Below are 26,600 nucleotides of genomic sequence, written 5' to 3' on the forward strand. Positions count from 1 at the left end.
GACGGGGAGTATGGGGGTGACCGCCATGGTCGGGGTAAGCAGGCACGTCGTTGGGCCGCGGCATCTTGCCGTCCTTCCTGTCTGGACTTCCTGTCTCAAAGAGCCCGCGGGCAGAGTCTCTGCGGCGGGAGCCGGACGTCACTTCCTCCGGTCGGACGTGCTGTCCCGACCGAAGGTCGGCTGGTCCTCGGCGACGAACAGGACCTGGCTGACGCGTTCGGCGATCTTCCAGCAGTTGTCACCCCACCGGTACCGGTTGTGGGTGACTGTAATCATTCCTGGGGCCCCGACTGGAAGGGGTGCTTGGCCCGATGCGGCGTACAGCACGATGTAGCTGCGCGTCCGCGCCGCCACCGCATCGTGCTCGAGCACGATGAAGTTGTGCACGAGATGGGCGGTGGTCCGCGGTCCCCGGGTGCGCCGCCGCTCGTAGAAGCCGGCGATCTCGGAGCGGCCGACGAGCCGCGCTCCGTCCATGCCTAGGTCGAATACCGCGTCGTCGGTGTAGAAGTCCGCCGCCTCCAGGCCGCTGTCAAGGTCTACGCCAGCCCAGTAGGCGCACTCGAGGGCCCAAAGCTGATGCCAGACCGCCGGTTGTTCCCCAACGCTGTCCATGTCGTTGCTCGTCACCGGTCAATGTCCTGCGGTTCGGAGCCGCCTTGATCAAAACGCACCGAGACCCTTCCCAGTCGGGTGAAAGAGGCGACGGCCGTGCGCTTGCCCGGGGGCAGGACGAACGGGGCGAGCAGCGAACCGGTCATCACCACCATGCCGGGCTCGAGACCGAGTCCGTGAGCCGCCAGGAGGCGCGCGATCGCGGCAACCACCCGGTAGGGATGCCCCATGGCCTCCACACCGGTTCCCGATCCGACAACCGTCCCGTCAACCTCGAGGTAGGCGCCCTCGAGGCGCAGGTCGGCCACAGTGGCAGACGGCGTCGGATCACCGACCACCACGATGCCGTTCGTCTTGTGAGTAGCTATCGAGTGATGGACGCTTCGTCGTCCCTCAACGACTCGCGGCGACCACGCTGCGATCTCGATCGCCGGGCACAGCGACCCCACCGTCCGGCTCGCGTCGAGCTGAGTCACGGCTGGACCGCGCAGTTCGGAGGACATCAGCGCTGCGATCTCGACCTCCACGAAGGTCTTGCCGGGCAGGACCGTGAACTCGTCTCCGTCCGAGGCGAGATGAGAGGCAAGCAGGGTTCCGACGGTGGGTACCGGCGTGTCGGACCCGAGCACATTCTGCGCACCGAGGGAGGTGGCCGCCGCCTTGTACCCGACGATTCGGTCTCCCGTATCGGCCCGCCGCGCCATCTGCGCGAACTGCAGAGCGTAGGCGTCATCGATCGACAGCTGCGGCTGCAGCTGCGTCACGTCAATTGAGTCTTCTGACCACGCATCGTCCTTGAGGACATGGTCGATTAATTGCTCGTTCAGAGCTTCCTCCCCCTGATCGCGTCGCGAGATCGGCTGGTTGACCTCCTAGGCCGCAGCCTTGCGGGAACAGCCATGCTGCTGCACGCGGCAAGCATGGCCAGGCTGCGTGAACTTCACGGCCGAGTGCCCGGCCGAGCAAACCAAGAGTGGTCCGTAATTCGGATCAATGGACTGTAGTGTGGCCCCGCTCTCATTCCGATGTCCAGAGTGTCGACTTGGGTGGTACCGCTCCGAAGGCCCAGCCCGCAGCAGCGCCGTGATCGGCTCGCTGGTGACCCTGCAGGTGACGAATTACGCCTTGGGGCGTCTCTAGGGGCTTTGGGGCGTCTCTAGAGGCTGACGACGGTCCCGTTCTTCTGGTCGGCGAGGATTTCACTGCAGGCCGGGCGGCAGTGGTCGTCGAGTCGGCGCGCGGGTAGCTGCAGCCGGCGCCTGAGCGGGTCTTGTGGCCGGTTTGGCCGCCGAGCAATTTATGGCCGCGGCCGAGGGGACGTTGCCGGGCTTCTTGATGTCAGTGCGTCCAACTCGCCGGGCCTGCCGCGTTCGTCGCCGCATGGACACGGCCCGGTGGCCCGGTCCAGGCGGGCGAGGCCGTCGCGGGTCAACACCCGGTGCAAGGTGGAGGACACAGTCACAGCAGGCCCGCAATGTGTGCCGGCCCCGGCGCCGGACGCGCACCTCGGGGATTCCCCGCAGAGTACGCCGGCTAGTGCGCGGGACTGGAGCGGCCGTCTCATCGCGGAACTCCTCAGCGGGCACCTGCCTCTGGCCGAGCCGGCGGGAATGGTCCGCCCCGAGTCACTGCTGAGCAGACCGCGGTTCGCGCCACGACTCCCGGGTCGAGGACCAGCGTTCGGCACCCTCACCGCCCAGCCGGCCTGGTGGTCCAAATCCAGGTCAGGACACGTCGGCGTTGACAGGCAGGGCAACGGCGACAGCTTCGGCCGCGAGGCGGACCTTCTCGCCGTACGGCGTGAGGAGCTCCGGAAGCATGCGGCCCTTCGGGCCCGAGATCGACAGTGAGGCGATCGGCCGGCCGCGGCCCGGCCGGATGGCGGCAGCGACGGAGACGACGCCCTCCTCGACCTCCTCCCGACAGATCGCGAACCCGGCCTCGGAGATGCCCCGAAGTTCGGCCCGCAGGCGGTCGGGGTCGGTGATCGTGTGCGGAGTGACCGCGTGCAAGCCGCCAGCGATGTACGCGTCCACCTCCTCATGCGACAGGGCGGCGAGAACTGCCTTCCCGTTCGAGGTGGCGTGCAGCGCTCCACGCGCCCCGAGCGGGGCCACGGCACGGACAGGCTGGGGGCTGTCGACTCGCTCGACCAGGACAACCTCCCGGCCGGCGGGGACCATCAGGTGCACCGTCTCTCCGACTTCGGCGCCGAGGTCCCTCATGGTGGGCAGCGCGGCGGGCCGAAGCCCCCCGCGGGCGCTGACAGCACTGCCGACGACGAAGGCACGGACGCCGACCTGCCACCTGCCGCTGCCCGCCTGCTGCTCGATCCAGCCCGCCTCAGCAAGTGTCGCCAGGCTGCGCTGCACCGTGCTTTTCGGCAGGCCCAGCGTCCGGGTCAGTGCACTCAGCCCGATCGGCTGGTTGACCGCCACGGCCTCCAGCACCTGCAGAGCGGTAGTGACGCTGCGCATCGTCCTACCTTCGTTCCCGGGCATGTTGCTGAGCGCCTTTCCCCTGATAGTCGCACATCAGCGGGGCAGTCTACCGGGTCGCCGTACTCTGCGCGGATCTGTGGCGACAGTGCGGTTCTCCCTTGCCCGCCCGACCGATTCCACTCCTCTGCCATGGTCGAGAGCCATTGAAACGCCCGCTTGACGCTCAGGAATCTCGGATCTACCTTTGCGAAAGGTCCTTAGTACGGTCCACTGGTTCGCATAGCGGACCGAGAGATACGAAGGGCGCAATGACCGCAACAGTGAATTCCGCCCAGCCCGGCCAGGCCTTCCTTGAGGGAGTACGCGTCCTCGATGTGACCGGAGCCCTGGCAGGCCCCTACTGCACGACCATCCTGTCCGACCTGGGCGCGAACGTTCTCAAGATCGAACCTCTCGCCGGTGACGGCATGCGCGCACGGCGTCTGGGACCGGATCGCAGGCCACTCCCGTTCGTTCTGACGCATCGTGACAAGAGGAGCCTTGCAGTCGACATGAAGTCCGCCGCGGGCGCCGAGGTCGTGCGGTCCCTGGCCCGGCGCAGCGACGTCCTGGTGGAGAACTTCCGGGCGGGCGCGATGGCGCGGCTCGGCCTGGGCTACGAAAATCTGCGGCCGGAGTGCCCTGACCTCGTCTACTGCTCCATCTCCGGGTTCGGACAGTTCGGGCCGATGCGCGACGCGAAGGGAATCGACCTGATCGCGCAGGCCTACAGCGGTCTGATGTCCGTCACGGGTACCACCGAGGGCCAACTTGCCAAGGCGGGGTTCCCGGTGTCCGACGTGGGCACGGGCATGTGGGGCGCTATCGGGGTGCTGGCCGCCCTCCTGCGCGCACGCGCCGGAGGCGGCGGCGCGTACATCGACGTCGCTCTCGCGGACTCGGTGGCCGCCTGGTCGCTTTGGGAAGTCGCTGACTACGTGGCAACCGGCGTGGAACCGGCCCCCCTGGGCACCGCCCACCGCCTGGCCGCCCCATACGAGGCGTTCACCTGCCAGGACCATGCCACCCTCGTACTCGGCGCGGTCGACCGGGCGTGGGAGGCTCTCTGCACCGTCCTGGAGGTCGATCTGGGCGACGACCCGCGCTTCGCCACGGAGTATGAACGGTTCCTGAACCGAGGATCCCTCGCGGAGATCATCCAGGCACGCTTCGCCACCGCTCCCCGTGATCACTGGATGGACGCGCTGCGGGCGGCAGGGGTCCCCTGCGGCCCGGTCAACAGCATCGGCGACATCCTCGCCGACGAACAGTTCGCCGTACGCGGCCTCTTCGTGCACGACGAGAAGCGCTTCGCGGAGCCCACGATCGTGAATACTCCCATCGTCGCCGACGGCGCACCACGCGCCCGTGGTCCGGCGCCCGAAGTAGGAGCGGATACTCTCACGGTCCTTGGCGAACTGGGCTACGACGACGAGCGGATCGCCGCCCTGGTCGAGGACGGCGTCGTCGGTGTCCCCGATGCCGATGAGCGCGCGGGCGCCCTGGCGGTCCGCAGCGCCGAGACGCAGAAGTGATTCAGGAGGGCACCCTTATGACCACTCCGACACATACGTCACTGGTGGACTGGGCTGACGGTCTCGGTCTTGCCCGCGTCCTCCACGGCGGTGGCCCCGTCGTCGCGCTGCGGCGGGACGGCACGTTCGAGGCGCGCTTGGCCCTGGTGGACGGGCACACGTTCGATGACCTGCCCGCACTGCTCGAAGCGGCCGAAGGCGACGCCGCGGCCATCGAGGCCGGCACCGTGATCGAGACTCCGGACGACCAGCTGCTCTGTCCGGTCGGGCGTCCGGGCAAGGTCATCTGCATCGGCCAGAACTACCTCACGCACGTGCACGAGGGCGGCCGCGAGGCAGGGCCAGCTCACCCCGATCTGTTTGCCAAGTGGCACACCTCGCTGGCGGCACCCTTCGCCGACCTGGCGCTGCCGCCGGAATCGGACCAGGTCGACTACGAGAGTGAACTCGCCGTGGTCATCGGTGTCCGTGGACGTCGGATCGCGGTCGAGGACGCCGCGAGCATCGTATTCGGGTACACGGCGGCCAACGACGTCTCGGTCCGTGATTTCCAGGTACACACGGGCCAGCGGACTGCGGGCAAGGCATGGGACGGCCTCACCCCCGTCGGACCGGTCGTCGTGCCCGCCGCGCGGCTCGGCGGCGTACGGCCCGACCTCACCATCACCGGCACCCTCGACGGTGAGGTGCTCCAGGACGACCGCACCTCCTCGCTGTTGTTCGGGATACCGGAGCTGCTGGCCTACATCACCACCGTGATGACCCTGGAGCCGGGCGACCTGATCCTCACCGGTACGCCGGCGGGAGTTGGGTTCGCGCGCGAGCCCAAGGTCCTCCTGCGGCACGGCTCCGAGTTCGAGGTGCGCATCGAGGGTATCGGCACACTGCGGAATCGGTTCGTGGACGAGAAGACCGGATGACCGCGATGGCTACCACGCCTGCGATATGCACCGATGTACGGAATGCCGTCGCCACCGTGGAGATCGTCAACCCGGCCCGACACAACGCGCTGTCCGTGGCGATGATGACCGAACTAACCGTCGCGCTACGGGCGATGGACGAGGACCCGGCCGTCCGGGTGGTCATCCTGCGCGGGGCAGGCGAAAAGGCTTTCGTCTCCGGAGCGGACATCACCGAGTTCCCGGACCAGCAGGACCAGACCGCGAGGCAGGCGGCGGATGAGGCGGCCACCACGCTGTTCGCGCAGCTGGCCGCGCTCTCCGTGCCCGTCATCGCCCGCATCCACGGCTACTGCCTGGGCGCAGGCATGGCCCTCGCCCTGGGCGCGGACCTCCGCTGCGCGGACACCCGCGGCGTCCTGTCCATCCCCGCCGCCCGCCTGGGAGTCGGCTACCCCCCGGAGCAGACCGCCGCACTCGTCCAGACCGTGGGACCGGCCGCGGCGAGCGACCTGCTGTTCACCGGACGCCGGCTCGCGGCCGCGGAAGCACTCGCCATGGGGCTGGTGGACCGAGTCGTCGAGCCCGCCGAGCTCGGCAAGGTCGTCGACGAACTGGCCGCAGCCATCGCGGCCAACGCACCTCTGTCGGTCCGCGCGGCCAAGGCGTCCATACGAGCCGTGCGCCGTCTGAGCAGAGATGACAGCACGTCAGGGGATGCCGCCCACCGGCTCGCCATCGCGGCCGTCGCACGCTGCAGCACCTCACAGGACCTTAAGGAAGGTGCTCTCGCCTTTCTGGAGAAGCGGCCTCCGCACTTCACCGGCCGCTGAAACCCCACTTCTTCTGCCCGACGACGGGGACCCTCCCACCTGAGACGCCTCCGCTTTAGGGTGTGCGGCTTAACAGGTGCACTTGTAGTCGAAAGGTGGCGGCTCCCGGGCGCGGGGGCGTCGTCCCGACCTCCGGCACGGGCTCCGACCGGTATGCCGGCACGGGCGGCTCAGTGGGGCATGTCGTCCAGGGCCGTGGACAAGCCCGCCAACCTCGGCGGCTCCACCGCGTAGAGGACAACGGTGCGGCAGGGTAGATCCGCTTCCGTCACCCGCAGGAACCCGCCCTCTACCAGGAGGAGTTGCGTCGCGGTGTCGTCCTCCTCCGGCGCCGCGATCACACGGCGGCAGCGCGGCTCGGCAGTGAAAAGCGCCCTTACGAGGTCCCGGAGCAACCGGGCGGCAAGCCCTTCCCCTCCTGCCGACGCCGCGATGCTCACGGCGAGATCATGGGCGCCATAGGGATAGCAGGCCCGAAGGGGGTGCTCGGGAACGCTGTGCAGGCTGAACTCGATCTCCGCTGCCCCTTCGACGGGCGACGCGGCATAGACGCGCGTGGTCCAGCGGGCAGGGCGGGAGGAGTCCGGGAGGCTTCTGAGTCTCCAGCCCGGAACACTGGTCTCCTCAAGAGCGGGGACAAGCGTGGTCATGACTGGCTCACACACTCTCTACGTGCTGTCGCTGCGCGTCCACCCAACGGCGCAGCTCTGACTTGACCAGTTTGCCGCTCGCGTTGCGGGGCAGTTGTTCGGCGACCAGGATCCGGGTCGGGAGCTTGTAGCGAGCCAGGTGCCGGCCGGTGAAGGCGCGCACGTCCTCCAGTGTGGGTGACGTGCCTGACTCACAGGTGAGGACAGCGAGAACCGTCTCGCCCCACTTCGGGTCCGGCACACCGATGACGGCCGCCTCCAGCACACCCGGGTAGGCGGCAAGGACGCGTTCCACCTCGGCGGGGTACACGTTCTCGCCGCCGCTGATGATCATGTCCTTGAGGCGGTCGACGATGTAGTAGCAGCCGTCCTCGTCCCGGTGGGCGATGTCACCGCTGTGGAACCAACCGGCGTCGTCGAAGGCGGCGCGGGTGGCGTCCGGGTTGTTCCAGTAGCCGGGAGTCACGTTCGGCCCGCGCACGCAGAGCTCGCCACGGGTGTCCGCCTCCTGGATAACGGCTCCCGTGACGGGGTCGACGAGACGGATCTCCGTGTACGGCATCGCCACCCCGGCCGACCCGGTCTTCTTCGCCGTCAGCTCGGCCGGCAGGTGGGTGGCGAAGGGAGCGGTTTCTGTCAGGCCCCACGCCTGCTGGAGCAGGATGCCTCGCTCCGCGTAGTCCGTGATGAGCTGGGGCGGCACGGGCGCGCCGGCCACGATCGCGGCTCGCAGGGAGCTGAGGTCGGCGTCGGCGAATCCGGGCACGCGGGCGAGGGCGGCGTACATGGCGGGTACGGCGAAGAGGCTGTTCACGCGGTGCTGGACCAGGTCGTTCTGGCACTGCTCGGGGTCGAAGCCCCGTCGCAGGACCACGGTTCCGCCCCGGACCAGGGTGCGCAGGGTGAGGGCGTTGAGGCCGCCGATGTGGAAGAGGGGGGCCACGGCCAGGTTCACGTCGTCCGAGCGGGTGTCGACGATGCTGTCCACGTTGACGGCGTTCCACCAGATGTTGCCGTGGGTGAGCATGACGCCCTTGGGCCGGCCCGTGGTCCCGGAGGTGTACATGAGCACGGCCAGGTCGTCCTGGTACAGCGCGACATGATCGCGCACGGGCCGGTCCGAAGTGAGGAGGTCCGAGAGCGGAGTCCAAACGGCGCCGGGCGCGGCCGCCACCGGACACTGGGGATCTGTGTCGGCCAGTACGTGGCAGCGGACCGGGACGTCGGGCACGACCGACTCGACCAGTTCCCGGTGCCCCTCTTCGACGACGACGGTGTGTGCGCCGCAGTCGTGCAGGATGTGCTGCACCTCGTCAGCCGCGAGCCGGAAGTTGACCGGGACGAAGACCGCGCCGAGGTGGGCCGCAGCGAACAGCGTCTGAAGGAACGTCATGCTGTTGAGGCCGAGATAGGCGATCCGGTCGCCCCGGCGCAGGCCGCGATCGGCCAGACCAGCGGCGAACTCGGCCGCGGTCCGGCTGAGTTCGTCGGCGGAGATCTCCCGACCCTCGTAGATGACGGCAGGTGCGGTGGGCAACTGGCTTCTGCGGCGCAGGGCCGCAGTGGGGCTGATGTCGACGGCGGCCATGTGGCGGCTCCTTCGATGGCAGTCGTGCGGCGGTGGGAAAGATCAAAGGCCGGCGCCACCGGCCGGCTGGCGGAAGCCTCGGACAGCGATCCCGCCGTCGGCGGGGATGACGGCACCCGTGATGGTGCCGCTGTCGGTCCGAGAGGCGAGCAGGACGTAGGGACCGGTGAAGTCCTCCGGCTCCACGCTGGAGTCGTACAGCGGGATGAGCGGTTGCTGTTCCTGTCCCGACGCCTCGTTCTTGGCGAAGGAGGCTTCGAGCGTGCGGCCCTGCAGGCCCAGGCTCTCCGGCCCGCGCAGCTTGGTGCGCATGCCGCCCACGGCGACGCCGTTGACGCGGACGCGCGGCGCCAGCTCGTACGCGAACTGGCGGAGCAGGCCGAGGCAGGCGTGCTTGCTGGCGGTGTACAGGGAACCGCCGCCGTCGGTGTGGAAGGAGGCGTTGGACAGCGTCATGACGATGCTTCCGCGGGTGGCGACCAGCTCCCGCCAGGCGGCCTCGACGGCGAGGACGTAGCCCTTGACGTTGATGTCGAAGACTTCGTCGAAGGCCTCGGAGATCTCCTTGCCGGACAGCCGGGTGACGCTGCGGTGGTAGTCCCAGATCCCGGCGTTGGGGACGAGGATGTCCAGTCTGCCGAATTTCTCGACGGTTGCCTCGACCGCGCGGTGCAGGTCCTCGGGAGACCGTACGTCGCCCGTGAGGGGCAGGACCCGCTCCCCCAGGTCGCCCGCGGCTGCCACCACCTCCTCCAGCTGCTCGCCGTTGCGGCCGAGTACGGCGACACGGGCGCCCTCCGCCAGGTAGCGCAGGGCGACCGCGCGGCCGATGCCAGAGCCGCCGCCGGTGATCAGGGCGACGTCGTCCTCCAGCCATCCCATGGCTCAGTGCTCCTTGAGGAAGTCGGTGACCAGGCGCTCGAACTCGGCCTGGCGCTCCAGTTGAACCCAGTGGCCGCAGCCGCCGAAGACGTGCAGCTGGACGTCGCGGATCTGCTTGAGCATGAGCTGGGCGCCGTCGAGTGTGATGGTGCGGTCGTCACGGCCCCAGAGCAGCAGCGTGGGGGCCTTGATCTTGTGGACCCGCTGCCACAGCGGGTCCATGCCGTGCCGCTTGGCGAAAGCGGCGTTGTAGGCGTGGTAGAAGGCAATGTGGGACTCGTCGAGGGACGCCTCGTAGCGGGCCTGCGCGGTGTCGGCCCACCGCTTGGGCTCGGCGGTCATCACGCCGATGAAGTCCCGCATCTTCTTCAGGGTCGGGCCCTCGCCGTTGTAGTAACGGAACATGGCCTTCTGCCCCTCGGTCGGGGTGGGCCCGAAAGGCAGCCAGCCGCCACCGGGAGCCATCAGCACCAACTTCTCGACACGGGCCGGGGCTTCGAGCGCGGTGGCGATGGCGGCGGCCCCGCCGAGGCTGTTGCCGAGCAGATGGAAGCGGTCGATGCCCAGGGCGTCCAGGGTCTGCAGCAGCGCGTCGACGGTGATCTCCGTGATGCTGCGGGCGTCCAGGTCGGCCTCGGTGGGACGGTAACTGCCGCCGAAACCGGGCTGGTCGGGCAGGATCACACGGAAGTGATCGGTGAGCGCGTGCAGGTTCTGGTGGTAGTTGGCGACGGCGCTGGCGCCGGGGCCGCCGCCGTGCAGCATCACCAGCGCCGGCCCCTGGCCCGCCTCGCTGACCGCGATCGGCCCGAGCGTGGTCTGCACGGTGTGCTCGAGGAGCTTCGGCTCTTCAGTCTGGGCAGTGGTCACGAGGTCTCCGGTCACAGGAAGGTGCTGATGTTCTTGGCGAGCAGGACGTTCTGGTCGAGCAGGATCGTGCGGCGGGCGATCCGGAGGGTCCCGTCCGTGGTGCGGCGCAGGACGTCGGTGCGCCCGCCCGCGTAGATGTCCACTTCGCGTTCCAGCCGGTTGCGGTAGCAGAGGAAGGCGGACTCGGCGACGTACTCGTCCGGCGCGTCGCCTGCCTGGACGGACACGTTGGTGATCAGGTGTCGGGTCCGGGACGGCGGGTCCTCGGCCCAGGCCATGCCGGAGTCGAACCGGCGGATGCGCCAGGCCAGGCTCGCCTTGGTCTCGTCGAAGATGGCGACCTCGCCCGGTGCGCCGTCGGCCAGGGCCTGCTGGCGGCGCAGCCGGTTGGTGCGGACCGGCGCCCAGTAGTGGAGGTCGTCGGCGAGCAGCTCCAGCCAGTCGGCGTAGCGGTGCTGGTCGAGCAGTTGGGCCTCCAGAGTGTAGAGGCGCTGGACTTCGAAGTGGAGCCGGATGTCGTCGTCGACGGCCGCCGGGGTCGTCTCCGGAGCATGGGTACTCATCGGTGGGTCCTCCTGCGGGCCGCGCTGAGTGCTGTCATTCCAGCGCGGCCGGGGTGGTTCGGGGAGCGCGTGTGCCGGTGGGCGGCACGCGGGCGTCTCAGCCCTTCAGCAGCTTGCGCAGATCGGCGTTCTCGTCGGCGAGTTGGGCGGGGTCGACCGGGATGGCGCGGTCGATGAGTCGCCGGGCCGCCTTGATGTCGCGGGGCCGGTCGATGGCCGCCGTGGCGACCAGCCGGTCGCCGCGCAAGCCGAAGACGGTGAAGGCACCGTCGTGCGGTGCGCCACGTATCACGGTCCGTTCGGCGTCTGTCATGGTGCCGATGGCCTCGAGGCGGGAGCCGTGGCGGTCGGACCAGAACCAGGTCGCCGTCGGCGCGCGCTCGGGTCGACCCAGGATCGCCAGAGCGGCCGTCTCGCCGTCCCGCTGGGCGGCGTCCCAGTGCTCGTGCCGTACGCGGTGGCCGTCCTGCCGGGCCACGTCCCCGACGGCGATCACGTTCGGGTGGCTGGTGCGCTGACCGGCCTGTACGACGATGCCGTTGTCCACCGTCAGCCCCGCCGCCTCCGCCAGCTCGGTGGCCGGACGAATGCCGATACCGGCCACGACCGTGTCGGCGGCCACAGCCCCGCTCTGTCCGGACAGGTGCACCAGGACCTCCCGGCGCCCCGGGCGGCGCTCGATGCGCTCGACGCCGGCGGTCCGCACGTTGATCCCCTCGGCGGAGTGCCGCGCGTGCAGGCTGCCGGCGATCTCCTCACCGACCACCGCCGCGAGCGGCACGGGCACCGGGTCGATCAGCGTCACCCGGCAGCCCAGGGCAACAGCGACGGCCGCGGTCTCGGCACCGATCAGTCCGGCGCCGATCACGGCGACCCGGGCACCGGGCAACAGCTGCACTCGCAACCGCTCGGCGTCCTCCCAGGTGCGCAGCAGGTGTACGGCGGGGTCGTCGCCCCCGGGCACGGGCAGCGTTCGGGGCGTGCCGCCGGTGGCGAGCACGATCCGGTCGGCAGTGGAGGTACGGCCGTCGGCCAGCTCCACTCCCCCGTCGTGCGGCCGGATCGCGCGGACGAAGGCAGCGTCGTGAAGTTCGACGTTCTGGTCCGCGTACCACTGTTCCGGCCGCAGCAGCACGTCCTCGCGCCGGGCCTTGCCGAGTAGTACGTCCTTGCTGAGCGGCGGCCGGTCGTACGGCAGGCCGCGCTCGGCCGAGTACAGCGCCAACCGCCCGTCATAGCCCTGGTCGCGCAGCGCGTCACACAGGGAGACGGCGGCCAGGCCGGCGCCCACGACGGCGATGCGTCCGGGGGCACTCATGCGGTGGTCTCCTCACCGGGGTGCAGCCAGATGCCGCCGTCGCGTACCTCGACGCGGTGGGTGCGCTGGGCGACAGTCGCCGGCATGCACTGCGGCTGGCCGGACTTGAGACAGAAGCGCGCGCTGTGCAGCGGGCACTCGACCTCGCCGTCCTCGATCCACCCGTCGGCGAGCGAGGCCTGCCCGTGGGAGCAGGTGTCGTCGAGGGCGAAGTACTCGCCGGCGTCGTGGAAGACTGCGATGGCGTCGCCGTGCCCGGTGGTCTCGGCGGGGACCTTCAGCGCTTCGCCCTCCTCGATGTCGTCGACGGAGGCGACGCGGATACCGGTGCCCGTTGTGCTCATGGGGTGTCCTTCTCGTTCTCGTGCCAGGCTGGCGTGTTCATCAGGTCGCGCCAACGGGCGTAGAAGCCACGGGCCGCGCCGTCGCTGTAGAGGCGGCCGGTCGTGCCCGGATGGACGCCGTCCTCCTCGGAAAGGCCCAGCCCCATCTGGTAGTTGAGGGTCATGGAGCCCGCCACGAAGCCGTGCGCGGTGGCCTGGCACTCGCTCCAGTTCTCGCCGTCGTCCTGCTCGAAGATGCCGCTCGGTCCGAACGTCCGCAGGTTGTACAGGCGTTGGGCATTCTTCACCTCGTCCGGCATCGACTTGTCGACGATGGTCCAGGCCCAGACCTCCATCTTGTCCGGGCCCTTGGGGTGCCAGACGCGAATGGAGCCGTTGACCGGGAGGTAGGAGAAGTTCGGGAAGACCGTGCCGTGTCCCGTGGTCATCGGACCTTCCACGCGCGCGTCGCCGAGGCGTTCGCGCAGCGCCTCGTAGTCGGTCCACTCGTGCACCACCCGGTCGTCGAAGCGGCTCTTGGGGTGCGTGGGGAAACCATGGCCGTGGCCGAGCGGGTCGGTGTACTGGCGGCCGGGCGCCTGCACGATCTCCGTCTTGGGACCCTTGCCGGTCGGTGACATGACCATCAGAGCGGACGCGTGCGAGATGTTGACGTGGTACCAGTCGGAGGCGAACTGTTCAGCGGCGAGCTTCCAGTTGCCCTCCAGCACCCACTTGTGGACGCCACCGACGACCTCGCTGCCCTCCGGATCGCGGTCGACCATCGCGTCCAGGTACCAGGTCAGTCCGCCAAGGGCCTCGGCAAGCGGCGGGGCGTCCGGATTCCACGTCGCGAAGACCAGCCCCTTGTAGACGTCCAGCTGTGCGACCTCGATCAGTCCCCACCGGTCCTGGTCGAAGTGGGCCGGATAGTCGCCCCCGTTGGGGACGTTGATCAGCTTTCCGGAGGTGTCGTAGGACCAGCCGTGGTAGCTGCAGGTGAACGCCTTGGTCGCGCCCGCGTCTGCCCGGCATACGCGCATTCCCCGGTGCCGGCAGGCGTTGAGGAAGGCCCGCAGCTTGCGGTCCTTGCCCAGGGTCACGATGACCGGGTCCTCGCCCATGTAGGTGGTGAAGAAGTCGCCGGGCTTGGAGAACTGGCTCTCGTGGGCGAGGAAGAGCCAGCTGGGCGCGAAGACGCGGCGCAGTTCCTGGCGGTAGACAGCCGGGTCGCTGAAGATGGTCCGGTCGACCAGCCCCCGATCGAGGTCGAAGCGGTTGCTCACGTCGACGGACGGCTCCGCCACCCGGGCGAGGCGGTCCTCCCCCGGCCTGACGGATGACGGTGTCAGGGTGCCGGAGTGGTCTGGAGCGGTGGGCCGCATGGTGCTTCCCCTGCCTTCCTGCTGGTGGTTCATCGGACGGTGGCCGTCAGTTCGGCAGGTTTCCGGTTCCGACGTGACGTCGGTCGGCCCGGTCCGCCGTTCAGCAGCCGCATGTCCACGACGTCGGCCGCCGGCGTCGTAACGCTGCATGCACACAGCAGACGTCGCCGGGCACCGATGGGCCCAGCGTGCGTGCCATGCTGCGGCACGCCGAGGAGAGGCGTCCGCCACACTGCGCGCCCTGCGTTTACAACCAGGTAACAGACATCTACAGTGGACGCACGTCCACTTTAATTGGCTCTTCTGGAATCCCGGAGCCCGCTATGCCACTCCAGTCCTCCTCTGCCGACACCGTCACACCCGCGGCTCACGAAGCCCGGATCGCCGGGCAGCAGACCGCCGTCGACAAGGCGCTGGTCCTGCTCAAGTCCCTCGCCTCGATGGACGGGGAGATCGGCGTCAGTGAGCTGGCCCGCCGTTCGCGACTGACCAAGTCGACCGCCTTCCGTCTGCTGGGCATCCTCCAGCGAAACGACCTCGTCGAGCGCGTCGGCAGCAACTACCGCCTGGGCAGCCAGCTCGTCACCATCGGCGAGCGGGTCTACGGCGCTACGCCGGTACTGCTCCGCGAGCAGCTGCTGCCGCATCTCGTGGACCTGTACGAGCTGACGCACGAGACCGTGCACCTGGCGGTTCTCCACGGCACGGACATCGTCTACGTGAACAAGATCAACGGCCACCGCGCTGCCCGCTCCCCTTCCCGGATCGGCGCCCGGCTGCCCGCCTACTGCACCGGCGTCGGCAAGGCGCTGCTGGCCTTCGACCACGACCTGGCCGAAGCGGCGGTATCGGCCGGTCTCCCCGCCCGTACCGAGCACACCCTCACCGACCCGCACCGTTTCCGTGCTGAGCTGCGGACCATCCGCCAGGAGGGCATCGCCTTCGACCGGCAGGAAGCCCTCTCCGGGCTGACCTGCGTCGCGGTGCCGATCCTGGGTCCCTCCGGCCGCCCGGTGGCGGCCCTCTCTGTGGCCGGTGCCCACCACCGCTTCGACCCCTCCCGCTACGCCCCCGCCCTGCGCCGGGTGGGCTTCGAGGCGGCACGGGTCCTCACGGCGGCCAAGGCGCGGCAGGGGGGATCGCCGTACGACACGAACGGTCTGCCGGCGGCCTGAGCGGACCGCCGGTGACCCCGGCGTGTGCGGCACCGGGGCCACCGGACAGGCGGACCGGACGCGCCGACCCGGCCGGTCCGCCTGCCGTGCCGTCGTGGACGGTCCGGTCGCACCCGTGACCGGGTGGCTCGCGGTATCCGACATGACCACCCCCTGGTCCAAACGCGGCGACCGTAGAGCATCAGGCGCTCACGGCAACCCTGCGGTTACTCCGTCACTCGCGCCTGACGGTTCCGAACCGCCCTGGCGAGCGGCCAAACCAGGTTCGGCCCTGTTCCGGAGCAGCACAATCCGTCGTGCCGCGTCACGGCACACCGGCCGTCGCCGAAGGTCAGCGTTTCGCGTTCCCGTCGGTGCGCGTCGTGCTGGTCGCCCCGGTGCCGGGCTGCACGCGCGGCACGCTGACCACGATGTGCACGAGACTCTCGTCTGCCAGCGACTCGTACACATGCGGTCGGTCGCCCGGATAGCGCGCGAAATCTCCCTCCGCCAGCTCGAGCGGGCTGTCGGCAGGCCCCACGCGCACCCTGCCGCTGATGACGAAGAGATGTTCCAGCGTGCCCACGGGGTGCGGCTCCGAGGGCTCGAGCGCGCCACCGGACCTCCGCCTGATGCGCACCACGTAGTTCTCGATGACACCTGAGCCGTAGATGTGGTCGAGCGACCGGGTTTCGTACCCCGCGTGCTGCTGCCAGACGACCTCGTCGCCTCGCTGAACGGTGATGACCTGTTCCCGCTCGGCGACCAGCCGGGTCACCGGCACGCCCAGTGCCGTGGCGATGGAGAACAGGGTGTCGACCGTCGGGTTGCCCGTCCCCTGCTCCAGATTCGACAACGTCTGCTTGGCCAGCCCCGCTCGACGGGACAGCTCGGCCAGGGACAGTCCACGCTGTTCCCTGAGAAGGCGCACGTTCCGCGCGACCACGGCGTTTCCTTGTGACACGGGGCCACCTTACGAGGTCCGGTCGGCGTCCCCCACGCCGACCGATACGGGAAGACGGCCTCGTCGAGAACGCGGGCCCGGCACAGGGGCGGGCCCGCGTCCTTTCATATGGGGGTCTGGCTCACCGGAACAGTCCGATGAACTCACTGCCTGCAGGAAGGCCGTCCCGGACGGCGCCGGCACCGATCAGGTCGTCCGCATCGGCACCGAGACCGAGGTCGGTGAGGACGGCACGTGTGTCGCTCCCGGGCGGGCCGACAGGCTCTGTCGGCCTCACCGGGGTAGACGTCAGTCGGGCCGAGGGGCCGGCGACGGTGACATCGCCGATACCGGGATGACTGCGCGTGATGACGAGGCCCTTCTTGATCGGATAGTCCGCGTCCATCAGGGCATCGAGATCCTCGAGGGCGTGCACCGCGACGTCCAGGTGCCGAAGTGCATGTGCCACCTCGGCGACTGTATGTCCGTTGATCCTCGCGGCCAACCGCTCACTCAATGCGGTGTCATTCACGCCGGGATCCGTGCCTCCAGCCCCCAGAGCCTCTGCCACGGCCGAGGCCTGTTCCGGCCGGGCGGCGAGGTACAGCCATCGATCGGCGGCCTGGTACAGCCGGTCGACAGGACCGTTCCCCTTGGCGTCAGGCCCGGCGGGCTCGTCGTGCGTCGCCCCTTCGTAGTCGAGGAGGAACGGCAGCTGCAGGAAACTGCCGGTCGCCGACAGCGAGGCGTGGACGGACTGCGGCCGGCCGGTCCGGAGGCGGTGGTACAGGGCGATGATGACCCCGAAGGCGGCGAAGTTTCCGGTGCTGTAGTCGCAGTAGGCGAAGGGGCCCATGTGGGGCTCGTTGCCCGGGCCGCTGAACCGCACCTGCATCCCGGTGATCGCCTGGCCCAGCTGTTCGCGCCCGCGCCACCCTCCTCGGTAGCCGTCGTACCCGAAGGCGCTGATGGAGGCGTAGACGACCCCGGGGCTGAGGGAACGCAGGTGATCGAGGCCCATGCCGATGCGTTCGGCGACACCGCGGGAGAAGTTCTGGACGAAGACATCGATCCCGGTGGCGAGCCGGTCGAAGACCGTCCGCCCTCCGGGCGTCTTGATGTTGAGCATCACCGATCGCTTGCCGCTGTTGGTGTAGGTGTGCATCCCGAGCTGGCGGTCCTCGAAGCTGTGCACCTTGACCACCTCGGCGCCGTACTCGGCGAGGATCCGTGAGGTTGTCGGTCCGGCCAGCACCTGCGAGGTGTCGAGGACCCGGATTCCCTCCAGCGCCCGGCGGAGCTCGGGCTCGGGTCCCTCCTGCGGCTGCCGCTCCGGTTCGCTGAGCCGGGCGAGCACCGCGTCACGATCGGCGTCGAGGACATGACGCGGCCCCTGCACCGACAGGGGCGTCTCGGACAGCTTGATCGGGTATCCGGCCTGCGCGGTAGCGCCGAGGTGCGGGTCGGTCAGTTCGATGACGGCCTGGTTGGCCCGAGCGTCCTCGTCGTGGCGAAGCCAGTCCTGCGTGCTCTGGCAGATGGCCGCGGACGCGCCCGATGCGTCGTTGATCAGCCGCTCCCACTCGCGCGCCGGCTTGGAGGCGAAGAGCTCGGTGAAGCGCTCGCGGGCGCGCTCCCGCAACGCGGGGTCGGTCAGCATCCGCTCGGCGTCCGCCATTCCGTCGGCCACCCACTCGTCGGGCAGGAACTCACGGCCGAACCACTCGAGGTGCTTGTCCTGGAACAGGCACAGCTCGAGCCACTCACCGTCCGAACCCCGGTAGTGCCCCAGCTGCGGGGAATCGATGATGGCCTTGGCCGGGTTGGGTCCGCTCTTCGTCGGGCGGGAGGGGGACCGCATGACCGAGGCGCCGATCAACTCGAAGGCCGCTTCGTACAGGCTGGTGTCGATGTGCTGTCCGCGCCCCGAGCGCTCCCGGGCGTACAGCGCGGCGGCGACACTGTGCAGTCCGACCATGACGCCCATGGCGGAGGCCTGCGGTATCGCGTTGTAGATCGGCTCGGCGGAGCGGTCCCCGACATAGTCCATCGGCGAGCAGCCCGGGTAGAGGTACAGGCCCGCCGCCGCGGTCACCACGCCCTCCCACGCCGGCAGGTCGGCACGCGGGTCGTCGGGGGCGAAGCCCGGCAGCGAGAGGTGGATCAGGCGCGGATTCCGGGCACACGTCGTCGATCCGTCCAACCCGAACCGCCGCGCTCGTCCCGGCCGGAAAGACTCGATCAGGATGTCGGCGCGAGCCGCCAGCTCCTGCGCTTCCCGCCGGTCATCGGGCTGCTCGAGATCGAGCACGATCGACTTCTTGCCCCGCTGCAGGATCGCATTGGAGGGGTGCTGCCAGCGCGGTCCACCGGGCGGGTCGACCCGGATCACCTCAGCCCCCAGGTCGCCCAGGACCATCGCGACGGTCGGTCCGGCCAGGTAGTGGCTGAGGTCGAGGACCGTCAGCCCGTTAAGTGCGCCTTGTGTCATGTCCATTCCTTAGCGGCTCTGGGGTCTTGACTTGACGTCAAGTCAAGGTACCGTGACCAGCACAACAGCGCTAGACCCCACGAGCTGCGACATGGATGTCCGGGTCAGGCGGGACGGAGAGAGACATGAAATTCGGTTTGTTCCACAACCCCATGGTGATCAAGGGAGCCGGAAAGGAAGACTGGGAGCCCGAGCAGGAAAGGCAGAAGTTCAACGAACTGCTGGAGCAGATCGAACTGGCCGACCGGCTCGGCTTTGACTACGTGTTCCTGGGAGAGCACCACTTCACCGCCGAGTACGCGCACAACTCGGCGCCCGAAGTCATTCTCGGCGCGTTGTCCCGCTCGACCAGCAAGATTCGCCTGGGCACCGGCATCGTGCACGCGTCCCACAACGACCCGGTGCGGACGGCAGAGCGGATCTCGACTCTCGACGTGCTGTCCGGCGGCCGGATGGAGTTCGGATTCGGGGCCGGCGGCCCGGCTGAGGTGGCGCCCTTCCTTGGTGAACTCGCCGGTCGCCGATCAGAGCGATCGGTGGCCTCGTCCCAGATCTCCGTCGACATCCTCGCCAGCCGTGGGGCCTACCCAGGTGTGCAGAACGAGTTCTTCCAACTGCCGCCGGTGAACGTGATTCCCAAACCGCTCCAGTCTCCCCATCCCCCGCTGTGGACCTCCACCACAAACGCCAACCAGGTCCCCGGCATCGCCAAGCGCGGGCTCGGCTGCCTCATGCTCAGCGCTGCCGGCATCGACGATGTCGAGCACGCCGTCGACGGTTACTGGGACGCCTTGCTGTCGCCTGAGACAACACCGATGGGGCAGGGCGTCAATCCGGGTCTCTTCGTCTTCGGATGCGGGATCATCGCCCCCTCGGCCGCCGAGGCCCAGAAGCGGGCGCGTCGAGGCATGGAGCTGTTCTCATACGGCCTCACCGGTGCCCACGCGGCAATCATCGCCAACCCCGAGGCGAACCTGACCGACCTGTTCGAAGCCCATCAGCGGGGCGAGGGCGACGTCCGTGAGACCCTCGGCATGCCGGAAGGATTCCGGCTCTTCGGTGACGCCTGGCCCGACCTGCCCGGCAACGTCATGTGCTCCCCCAGCGAAGCCCTCGACACGGTCTCGGCCCTCGCCGACGTACACGCGGACGGCTTCCTCCTCAACCAGCAGTTCGGTGACACCTCCCACGAGCACCTGATGGAGTCCATCGAGCTCTTCGCCAACGAGGTCATCGCGCCGATGCGCGAGCGCGACCGCGAGCAGAAGGAATGGCGAGCGAAGAAGCTGGCGAACCTGAGCCACCCCATAGTCAGCTCGCTGTGAGCGGAGGAATCAGATGAACCAGTCACGTACGGGCGATGCCATTTCGGAGATGGAAAAGGTCGGATTTCCCCTGCACGTCCAGGGCTCTACGGAAACGGGCCGCGCGGTGGTGGTGTTTCACCAGGCGCCCGGCATCACGCCGGACATCCACGCGTGGCTCGACCGCCTCGCCAACCTGGGTTACCTCGCAGTCGCTCCGGAACTGCACCATCGGCGCGGTGTCGCCACGATCGACCCGTTCACCGAGTTCGGCGGTGACGTCGACGCCTTCGCGGCCGCCCTGCCCACCGACGAAGAACTGCTCGACGACGTGAAGGCGCTTCTGCAGGCTCTCACGGCTGCCGGCCTCGACGAGATCCATCTCCTGGGTTTCTCCTACGGCGGGCGGGCGGCATACCTCGTCGCCAGCACGCTCGCGGTGAGTTCCGCGGTGTCGTGGTACGCGACGGGCGTTCACGAGAACGCCTTCCGTGGCAATCCCGGACTGCCGGCGCTGACCGGCATCGGGTTGTTCCCGTCCGCCCCGTGGCTCGGCCTGGCGGGCGGCTCGGACCCGATTCTGGCCCCGGGTGAGCTCGAGGCATGGCAGAAGGCCCTTGCGGCCTCCGGTGCCCCGGTGTCACTTGTCACCTACCCCGAGGCGAGTCACGCCTTCGACGTCCATCACGGATTCGGGCCCGACGCTCCCGACACCTACCATGCCGCGGCTTACGAGGACGCGCTGCGCAGGACGCTGGCCCACTTCGCCGACAATGCCCGGAGGAAGGTTCCCTCAACATGACCGTCGAAACCGCGCCCCCCCGGGCCATCGATTCACGGCAGATGCGGGAGGCGATGGGCCGGTTCTGCAGCGGGCTGACTGTCGTCACCGGAATGGATCCGGCCACCGGCGAACCGATCGGCTTCACCTGCCAGTCCTTCTCCTCGCTCTCCCTCGAGCCGCCGCTCATCATGATCGCTCCCTCCCGGACCTCCAGGACGTGGGCGCGCATCAGCGAGACCGGTGCGTTCACCGTCAACGTTCTCGCGGAGCACCAGGAGTGGGTGTCCCGCACCTTCGGGCGGCCGATCACGAACAAGTTCGCCAGCGTTCCGTGGCGGCTCGGGAGCACCGGTGCCCCTCGGATCGCGAGTTCGGCCGCCTGGGTCGACTGCACCGTACACGCCCAGTACGACGGTGGCGATCACCACATCATCGTCGGTGCCGTCGAGGGGCTCGACGTCTCCCGGTACGACCGGCCCCTCCTGTTCCACCGCAGCGCATACAGCCGGCTGTAGCGGGGCAGGGGGCAACCTCGTACGCGAACGCCCCGGTGGCATCTCCTGACCGCCTCCGGGGCGTTGCGCTGGGTAATCCAACCTGCCCGGTCAGATCCACCACTTAAAATACGTTCGCTCGGGAAAGCCGCGGAGGCATGCGCTGCCGGCCGGCGTTCATCATGGTCAGCGAGCTCACCCCGTGGCGTGACCTCGCGGAGGGCGTGAGACGCTGGTCCAGCTAGGAGGTGCTTGACAGTGGCCAAATCGACTCGCCGCGAGTCCATGCTCGACGCGGGTTTGAGCCTGCTCCGGACTCGTGCTCTCCGCGATATCACGCTCGATGACGTGGCAGAGATTGCGGGCACCACTCGGAGCCTGGTCCTGTACTACTTCAAAACGCGTGACAATTTCTTCTTCGAGTTGGCCGACGACTACGTCTCCTCTCTGATGGAGGAGTTCGGACCACCCCCCGGCGATGCGTCGTCCGAGTGGATCGTCGGTGAGGTCAACGCCTTCCTGAAGATGGTGCGGCGTGACACGGCGGTCGTGGAGGCCATAACCGTAGCGATGGGCGGTATCGAGGGCGTACGAGAGCTCAACGACCGGATCACTGCATTCACGGCCGAGCGCGTGGCGCTGGCCCTCGGTGTCAAGCCGGGCGACTCGTTCCTCACGCCGGTGCTTCAGTCCTGGGGGAGAGCGTGTGTGGACGTGTGCCTGCGGGAGATCTCGAGCGGGCAGCGGGACATGGAACGCCTCCGTTCTCTCATACTCGGTCATCTGACGGGCGTCCTTCAGGTCGTCGCCGCCTACGAACCGTCACTTCACCTGCAGCTCCCCGACTTCAGCCCCTGGCTGCCCGCCCGCCTGCAGACTTCCGCCACACCTTCCTGATCCGTCACGACCATCGGCCCGGGATCACATCTCCACGGCTTCCAGATGGGCTCGCACCCGTCCGTCCCTTACCCAGCCGCGGGACTCGGCGAAGCCGATCATGCCGCTGAAGTCCTGGCTCCAGCGAGGACCTCTCGCAGCACCGGAGTCGAGCAGCCACTGGATGTCGAGCCACGCATGACCGTCGCCATCGAGAACGCCCAGGTCCTCACGGACTAGAGCGCTCGCGACCTCATCGCGCGCCACTACCACCGAGTGACGAACGCTCAACGAGCGCAGATCATCCAGCTCACGCAAAATGGCGCTGCCGCGGGTTATCTCGACGAACAACAGACGACCTCCGTGCCAGGTATGCCGGCAACCAGCCGGCAAACGGTTTCAAGTGCGGCCGACGCTATGCCGGAGCAACCCTCCAGGCGTGGCCGCGTGCCGGTCCACGGCACACGGCCACGCCAGCCTCTCGCCCGCGCTGGTACTAGTCGGAGGCAGCCAATCATCGGCAATCAGGAGGCAGGACAATGGATACGCGCGCCGTGGTCTGGAGCGGGCCGAAACAGGCTGAATACCGCACTGTTTCGCTCGGAGAACCGAAGCCGGGCGAGGTTCTGATCGAGTCCGTCTATTCGCTGGTGAGCCCCGGTACCGAGCGGGAATGGCTCACTAGCGACGAGAGCCATGCCGTGCTGGGCACGACGTTCCCGTTCGTTCCCGGTTACAGCGTGGCCGGCCGCATCGCCGCGCTCGGCGAGGGCGTGACCGGCCTGGCCATAGGTGACCGTGTCGTCGCGGGTCCGCCGGTAGGCGGCCACGCCGCCCATGTGATCGCGCCGGCCGCCGCAGTCTTCTCCGTCCCGGACGACGTACCCCTGCGCAGCGCGGTCTTCTTCAATCTCGGCGCGACCGCGGCCCACACGGTGCGGCTCTCAGGTGTCCGCCTGGGCGATTCGCTGAGCATCGTGGGTCAGGGTCCGATCGGCTTGCTGGCCACCCAGATCGCTGCCGCACAGGGCGCCTGGCCGATCCTGGCACTAGACCTCGATCCCGACCGCCGTGCGGCGGCCCTCGCGAAGGGCGCGTCATACGCGGCCGACCCCACGGACGCCGCCTTCGCCGAGACCCTGGCCCAAGTGGGCGGCGGAACCAGGGCGACCATCGACCTGTCCGGCGTATCGGCGGGAATCAACACCGCACTGCAGGTCACCGCTCCCTTGGGCACAGCTGTGTTCTCCAGCGGCATGACGGCACCAGTCACCCTCGACTATGGTTCTCTGTTCGTCAAAGGCCTCACGGTGATCGGCGCCCTCGTCGCAGTCCGCCCGGCCGAGATGAGGCAGGACACCGAGAACTTCCTGCGACTCGTCGCCACCGGCGCGGTCACAACCCCCGACCGCGACGAGGATGTGCACGACCCGACAACCGCCGCGCAGGTGTACCAGCGCGTGCTGGCCGGGGACCGGACTCTCACGGCTCCCCTTTTCGCATGGCACCAGGACGACCACTGACGTGCCCTTCTCTGCGAGGTACACAACCTCATGACACCTGTCTCGTCCGGCACGCAGTCCGACGCCACCGCCCAGGGCTGGACCGGAGCCGCTTGTGGAGCTCGGCAAACCGTGAACCGCAGAGACCTCCGGGAGCTGGAGATCCAGCCGCTCGGCGTTCTCCACACCCGCATTCTCTGACACCGCAACAGTCTTTGCGTCTCCTGAGACCCGAGGACACATGACGGATCCTGATCGCGGGCGCCGCCACCGGAATCGGCGCGGCGACCGCGACCCGCCTAGGACAGGAAGGCGCCCGGGTGTACGGCTGCTGCCGAGCGCAGCAACGGCAGAAAGATGTCGTCGACGCTCTCCACGATCGTCGGATACGGAGCAGTGCGATGGCCGTCCCTGAGGGAGCCGAGGCCTCCAGCATGGTCCCCGTCGGCACCGGCTGGAGACCGGGCCACGCGTCATCCGCCGGCGAGTCCGTCCAGCAGCCAGTCCCGCCATTCGCACCGCTCCAGAGCGAAGGAGTCGGCCAGGGCGAGGAGGTCGTCGTCGCCGAGGCCGCGGAAGAGTTCGGCGGCCTCCTGGACGAGCGGCTGGCCCAGCAGGACGTGGCGCAGGAGGACGTCCATCCACTGACGGGTGCTGAAGGGCTGGGGGGAGAAACCGGGGAATTCCCTGGTGGCGAGGTCTTCGAGCGGCTTGGCCAGCTCACGGATCTCGCCCTGCGGGGAACCCCACGCCTCCGCGCCCAGCCGGTGCTTCTTCGCCAAGAACTCGCCGAAGTGGCGCTGGTAGGCGCTGTCCGGTCCAATGTGGACGAGTCCTTGTAGACCGACATCCTTGTAGGTCCAGATGCGGGGTGCCCTCCGCTCGACGAGGACGTCCTCGCGAGCGCACCGCGGCTCAAGGCCGTGGTGCACGCGGCCGGTACGGTCCGTCGGCACATCACCGACGCCTGCTGGAACCGGGGCATCGAGGTGTCGTCGGCGGCCGCGGCCAACGCACTGCCGGTCGCCGAGTACACGCTCGGCATGATCCTGCTGTACGGGAAGCATGTGCTGGAGCGGGCCCGCTCGTTCCGGCGCACACGGAAGCACGGCGACTGGCTGAGCGTCCCGCACGACGTGGGCAACTACCGCAGCACGGTGGGTATCCTCTCGGCCTCCCTGATCGGTCGGCGGGTCATCGAACTGCTGCGGCCGTTCGACCACGAAGTCCTGCTGTACGACCCATACGTGACCCAGGCCGAGGCCGCCGAACTAGGCGTCGAACGGGTGGAGCTGTCCGAACTCTTCTCCCGCAGCGACCTGCTGAGCGTCCACACCCCACTGCTTCCTGCGACTCACGGGCTAGTGAGCCGTGAACTGCTGGACGTGATGAGACCCGGGGCAGTCCTCATCAACACCTCGCGCGGAGCGGTGATCGACCAGGACGCGCTCACCGACCTGGTGCGGGCGGGCCGTATCCGCGCGGTCCTCGACGTGACGGATCCCGACCCCCTGCCGCCCGACCACGCGCTGTGGGACTGCCCGAACGCGCTGCTCACTCCCCATCTCGCCGGTTCCCAGGGCAACGAGTGGGAGCGGCTCGCCGGCACAGCCGTCGACGAGGTGGCCCGCTGGGCCGCCGGCGACGGCTTCACTCATCCCGTACGACGCGAAAGGCTGGCATTCCAGGCATGAGCATCCCCTTCGAACTCCCCCGCGAAGACCGTGAGGTGAGCCCATACACCGGGTACACCCGCGCACATTGGGAAGCCGTGGCCGATGGGCTGCTCGGCGCCGCATGGCGGCGGGCGACCCCCGGCTGCGCCCTGATAAGCCTGCCGGGCCAGCCCTCCAGGGCCAGCCGGAGATCGGACGCTCTGGAGGGCTATGCGCGTACCTTCCTGGCGGCCGCGTTCAGGGTCGCGGGCGCTGACGGAAAGGATCCGCACGGCTGGTTGGACCGGTACGCGGCGGGCCTCGCGTCGGGTACCCGCACCCCCGGCTGGGACGACACCGAGTCGTGGCCGCTGATCGGCGACCACCATGTCAGGGGCGGCCAGCCGATGGTCGAGTCGGCGTCGGTGGCGCTCGGACTGTCCCTGACCCGGCCATGGCTGTGGGACCGGCTCGACGGCGACGTACAGGACCGGGCCGAGAAGTGGTTGCGCGACGCGCTCGTCCGCACACCCGCGCCGAACAACTGGTACCTCTTCCCCTTCACCGTGGCATCGTTCCTGGAGTCGGTCGGCCGTGGCGACGCGGTGACAGCGCGTGCCAGGCAGCGTGCGCTCGACCTGTTGGAGACCTGGTACCGGGGAGACGGCTGGTACTCGGACGGCGACGGGCGTGCCTTTGACCACTACAACGGGTGGGCGTTCCACCTGTATCCAGTGCTTGACGCCCATCGTTCGCGCGACGCCGAGCGGTTGGAGCGATTCGGACAGCGGCTGCGCGAACATCTGAAGGGGTTCTCCCTCCTCTTCGGCGGCGACGGGGCACCGATGCACTTCGGGCGGTCGCTGACCTACCGGTTTGCGGCGTCCGCCGCGGTCGGCATCGGAGCCGTCACGGGACACACACCGTTGACCCCGGGCACATCCCGCCGCCTGATCAGCGGAAGCTTGCGCTACTTCCTCGACCGGGGCAGCGTGACGGACGAGGGCCTCCTCAGCCTGGGATGGCACGGCCCGCACCCCGCATCGGTGCAGGGCTACTCCGGCCCCGCCTCCCCGTACTGGGCGTCGAAGGCCTTTGTCGCGCTGCTTGCGCCGGAGGACCACCCGTTGTGGACGGAGACCGAGGAGCCGGCGCCGAGCGAGGGTCCCGACCAGGTGCTCGCGCTGCCCGCGCCCGGGCTGCTCGTGCAGTCGACCGGCGCCGACGGAATCGTGCGCCTGCACAACCACGGCAGTGACCACGTCCGGCCGCACGAGGGCGAATCGGCGGCGGAGGCCGACCCGTTGTACGGCCGCCAGGCGTACTCCACGCACACCGGCCCCACATCGCAGGACGACATCGCGGACAACCATGTGTCCGTGGAGATCGCGGGATCGGCGAGTGTGCGGCGGCGTATCCACCCGCTGGGCGCGGGACAGGGCGACGGGTGGGGCTG

The 26,600-nt window shown here is 68.9% G+C and carries 25 protein-coding genes and 1 pseudogene; 12 read left to right on the forward strand and 14 right to left on the reverse strand.

The window, feature by feature from the left end; all coding sequences use genetic code 11:
• Positions 1 to 138: 138 nt before the first annotated feature.
• The 3 genes from GRC12_RS20995 to GRC12_RS21005 form a co-directional block, all read right to left on the reverse strand.
• The gene (locus tag GRC12_RS20995; RefSeq protein WP_208780876.1) at positions 139 to 630 is read right to left on the reverse strand and encodes a nuclear transport factor 2 family protein; all 492 of its coding nucleotides are present in this window, start codon (positions 628 to 630) and stop codon (positions 139 to 141) included.
• Positions 627 to 1,379 carry a 2-keto-4-pentenoate hydratase gene (locus GRC12_RS21000; protein WP_208780878.1) on the reverse strand — a complete coding sequence of 251 codons (753 nt, stop codon included), beginning with the start codon at positions 1,377 to 1,379 and terminating at the stop codon, positions 627 to 629. The genes GRC12_RS20995 and GRC12_RS21000 overlap by 4 nt, the downstream gene beginning before the upstream one ends.
• A 960-nt stretch (positions 1,380 to 2,339) precedes the next feature.
• Positions 2,340 to 3,092 carry an IclR family transcriptional regulator gene (locus GRC12_RS21005; protein WP_208780879.1) on the reverse strand — a complete coding sequence of 251 codons (753 nt, stop codon included), beginning with the start codon at positions 3,090 to 3,092 and terminating at the stop codon, positions 2,340 to 2,342.
• 272 nt (positions 3,093 to 3,364) lie between these two features.
• On the opposite strand from GRC12_RS21005, the gene GRC12_RS21010 reads away from it, so the two are divergent.
• The 3 genes from GRC12_RS21010 to GRC12_RS21020 are packed head-to-tail and all read left to right on the forward strand — an operon-like array spanning position 3,365 to position 6,362.
• Positions 3,365 to 4,630, forward strand: coding sequence for a CaiB/BaiF CoA transferase family protein (locus tag GRC12_RS21010; RefSeq protein ID WP_208780881.1), 1,266 nt, complete (start codon positions 3,365 to 3,367; stop codon positions 4,628 to 4,630).
• Between the two features lie 17 nt (positions 4,631 to 4,647).
• Positions 4,648 to 5,550, forward strand: a complete 903-nt coding sequence (locus GRC12_RS21015) for a fumarylacetoacetate hydrolase family protein (protein WP_208780883.1) — start codon at positions 4,648 to 4,650, stop codon at positions 5,548 to 5,550.
• A complete protein-coding gene (locus tag GRC12_RS21020) occupies positions 5,547 to 6,362 on the forward strand; it encodes an enoyl-CoA hydratase-related protein (protein WP_208780885.1) in 816 nt (271 codons plus the stop codon). The genes GRC12_RS21015 and GRC12_RS21020 overlap by 4 nt, the downstream gene beginning before the upstream one ends.
• Positions 6,363 to 6,532: 170 nt before the next feature.
• Here the strand turns inward: GRC12_RS21020 and GRC12_RS21025 are convergent, their stop codons facing one another.
• The 8 genes from GRC12_RS21025 to GRC12_RS21060 form a co-directional block, all read right to left on the reverse strand.
• Positions 6,533 to 7,012, reverse strand: coding sequence for a GNAT family N-acetyltransferase (locus tag GRC12_RS21025; protein WP_208780886.1), 480 nt, complete (start codon positions 7,010 to 7,012; stop codon positions 6,533 to 6,535).
• A gap of 7 nt (positions 7,013 to 7,019) precedes the next feature.
• Positions 7,020 to 8,600 carry an acyl-CoA synthetase gene (locus GRC12_RS21030; RefSeq protein ID WP_208780888.1) on the reverse strand — a complete coding sequence of 527 codons (1,581 nt, stop codon included), beginning with the start codon at positions 8,598 to 8,600 and terminating at the stop codon, positions 7,020 to 7,022.
• A 42-nt stretch (positions 8,601 to 8,642) separates the two neighbouring features.
• Positions 8,643 to 9,482 (reverse strand): 3-(cis-5,6-dihydroxycyclohexa-1,3-dien-1-yl)propanoate dehydrogenase, encoded by an 840-nt coding sequence (hcaB, locus tag GRC12_RS21035; RefSeq protein WP_208780889.1) that lies wholly within the window; start codon positions 9,480 to 9,482, stop codon positions 8,643 to 8,645.
• Positions 9,483 to 9,485: 3 nt separating this feature from the next.
• Positions 9,486 to 10,352, reverse strand: a complete 867-nt coding sequence (locus GRC12_RS21040; protein WP_208780891.1) for an alpha/beta fold hydrolase — start codon at positions 10,350 to 10,352, stop codon at positions 9,486 to 9,488.
• A gap of 11 nt (positions 10,353 to 10,363) precedes the next feature.
• Positions 10,364 to 10,915 carry a 3-phenylpropionate/cinnamic acid dioxygenase subunit beta gene (locus GRC12_RS21045; RefSeq protein WP_208780893.1) on the reverse strand — a complete coding sequence of 184 codons (552 nt, stop codon included), beginning with the start codon at positions 10,913 to 10,915 and terminating at the stop codon, positions 10,364 to 10,366.
• A 97-nt stretch (positions 10,916 to 11,012) separates the two neighbouring features.
• On the reverse strand, positions 11,013 to 12,233 hold the full coding sequence (locus GRC12_RS21050; RefSeq protein WP_208780895.1) for an NAD(P)/FAD-dependent oxidoreductase: 1,221 nt from the start codon (positions 12,231 to 12,233) through the stop codon (positions 11,013 to 11,015).
• The gene (locus tag GRC12_RS21055; protein ID WP_208780897.1) at positions 12,230 to 12,577 is read right to left on the reverse strand and encodes a bifunctional 3-phenylpropionate/cinnamic acid dioxygenase ferredoxin subunit; all 348 of its coding nucleotides are present in this window, start codon (positions 12,575 to 12,577) and stop codon (positions 12,230 to 12,232) included. The genes GRC12_RS21050 and GRC12_RS21055 overlap by 4 nt, the downstream gene beginning before the upstream one ends.
• Positions 12,574 to 13,941 carry an aromatic ring-hydroxylating dioxygenase subunit alpha gene (locus GRC12_RS21060; protein WP_244373478.1) on the reverse strand — a complete coding sequence of 456 codons (1,368 nt, stop codon included), beginning with the start codon at positions 13,939 to 13,941 and terminating at the stop codon, positions 12,574 to 12,576. Before GRC12_RS21060 ends, GRC12_RS21055 begins: the two co-directional genes overlap by 4 nt.
• 323 nt (positions 13,942 to 14,264) lie before the next feature.
• Here GRC12_RS21060 and GRC12_RS21065 point away from each other — a divergent pair, with 323 nt between their 5' ends.
• A complete protein-coding gene (locus GRC12_RS21065) occupies positions 14,265 to 15,116 on the forward strand; it encodes an IclR family transcriptional regulator (protein ID WP_208780899.1) in 852 nt (283 codons plus the stop codon).
• A gap of 331 nt (positions 15,117 to 15,447) precedes the next feature.
• Here GRC12_RS21065 and GRC12_RS21070 read toward each other — a convergent pair whose 3' ends face one another.
• Together GRC12_RS21070 and GRC12_RS21075 are read right to left on the reverse strand one after the other, a co-directional pair.
• Complete coding sequence (locus GRC12_RS21070) at positions 15,448 to 16,041, reverse strand: helix-turn-helix domain-containing protein (RefSeq protein ID WP_208780901.1); 594 nt, start codon at positions 16,039 to 16,041, stop codon at positions 15,448 to 15,450.
• A 139-nt stretch (positions 16,042 to 16,180) separates the two neighbouring features.
• Positions 16,181 to 18,529 carry a CaiB/BaiF CoA transferase family protein gene (locus GRC12_RS21075; RefSeq protein WP_208780904.1) on the reverse strand — a complete coding sequence of 783 codons (2,349 nt, stop codon included), beginning with the start codon at positions 18,527 to 18,529 and terminating at the stop codon, positions 16,181 to 16,183.
• Positions 18,530 to 18,654: 125 nt separating this feature from the next.
• Here GRC12_RS21075 and GRC12_RS21080 point away from each other — a divergent pair, with 125 nt between their 5' ends.
• The 4 genes from GRC12_RS21080 (at position 18,655) to GRC12_RS21095 (ending at position 22,008) form a co-directional block, all read left to right on the forward strand.
• A complete protein-coding gene (locus tag GRC12_RS21080; RefSeq protein ID WP_208780905.1) occupies positions 18,655 to 19,854 on the forward strand; it encodes an LLM class flavin-dependent oxidoreductase in 1,200 nt (399 codons plus the stop codon).
• A gap of 13 nt (positions 19,855 to 19,867) precedes the next feature.
• Entirely contained in the window at positions 19,868 to 20,635 is a 768-nt protein-coding gene (locus GRC12_RS21085) for a dienelactone hydrolase family protein (RefSeq protein ID WP_208780908.1), read from the forward strand.
• Positions 20,632 to 21,132 carry a flavin reductase family protein gene (locus GRC12_RS21090; protein WP_208780910.1) on the forward strand — a complete coding sequence of 167 codons (501 nt, stop codon included), beginning with the start codon at positions 20,632 to 20,634 and terminating at the stop codon, positions 21,130 to 21,132. The genes GRC12_RS21085 and GRC12_RS21090 overlap by 4 nt, the downstream gene beginning before the upstream one ends.
• 237 nt (positions 21,133 to 21,369) lie before the next feature.
• Positions 21,370 to 22,008, forward strand: coding sequence for a TetR/AcrR family transcriptional regulator (locus tag GRC12_RS21095; protein WP_208780912.1), 639 nt, complete (start codon positions 21,370 to 21,372; stop codon positions 22,006 to 22,008).
• 24 nt (positions 22,009 to 22,032) lie between these two features.
• Here GRC12_RS21095 and GRC12_RS21100 read toward each other — a convergent pair whose 3' ends face one another.
• The gene (locus tag GRC12_RS21100; RefSeq protein ID WP_208780914.1) at positions 22,033 to 22,338 is read right to left on the reverse strand and encodes a hypothetical protein; all 306 of its coding nucleotides are present in this window, start codon (positions 22,336 to 22,338) and stop codon (positions 22,033 to 22,035) included.
• 188 nt (positions 22,339 to 22,526) lie between these two features.
• Between GRC12_RS21100 and GRC12_RS21105 the strand changes: the two genes are divergently transcribed.
• The 4 genes and pseudogenes from GRC12_RS21105 to GRC12_RS21120 form a co-directional block, all read left to right on the forward strand.
• A complete protein-coding gene (locus tag GRC12_RS21105) occupies positions 22,527 to 23,510 on the forward strand; it encodes a zinc-dependent alcohol dehydrogenase (RefSeq protein ID WP_208780916.1) in 984 nt (327 codons plus the stop codon).
• Between the two features lie 233 nt (positions 23,511 to 23,743).
• Positions 23,744 to 24,331, forward strand: a complete 588-nt coding sequence (locus GRC12_RS46960; protein WP_368861499.1) for a hypothetical protein — start codon at positions 23,744 to 23,746, stop codon at positions 24,329 to 24,331.
• A gap of 27 nt (positions 24,332 to 24,358) precedes the next feature.
• Positions 24,359 to 25,183: pseudogene (locus GRC12_RS21115) on the forward strand (hydroxyacid dehydrogenase); the annotation flags it as partial.
• On the forward strand, positions 25,180 to 26,600 hold a 1,421-nt coding region (locus tag GRC12_RS21120), incomplete at its 3' end, for a DUF2264 domain-containing protein (protein ID WP_208780918.1). The pseudogene GRC12_RS21115 and the gene GRC12_RS21120, both read left to right, overlap by 4 nt.

The sequence above is a fragment of the Streptomyces griseorubiginosus genome, from assembly GCF_017614965.1.
GTDB classification, from domain to species: domain Bacteria; phylum Actinomycetota; class Actinomycetes; order Streptomycetales; family Streptomycetaceae; genus Streptomyces; species Streptomyces griseorubiginosus_B.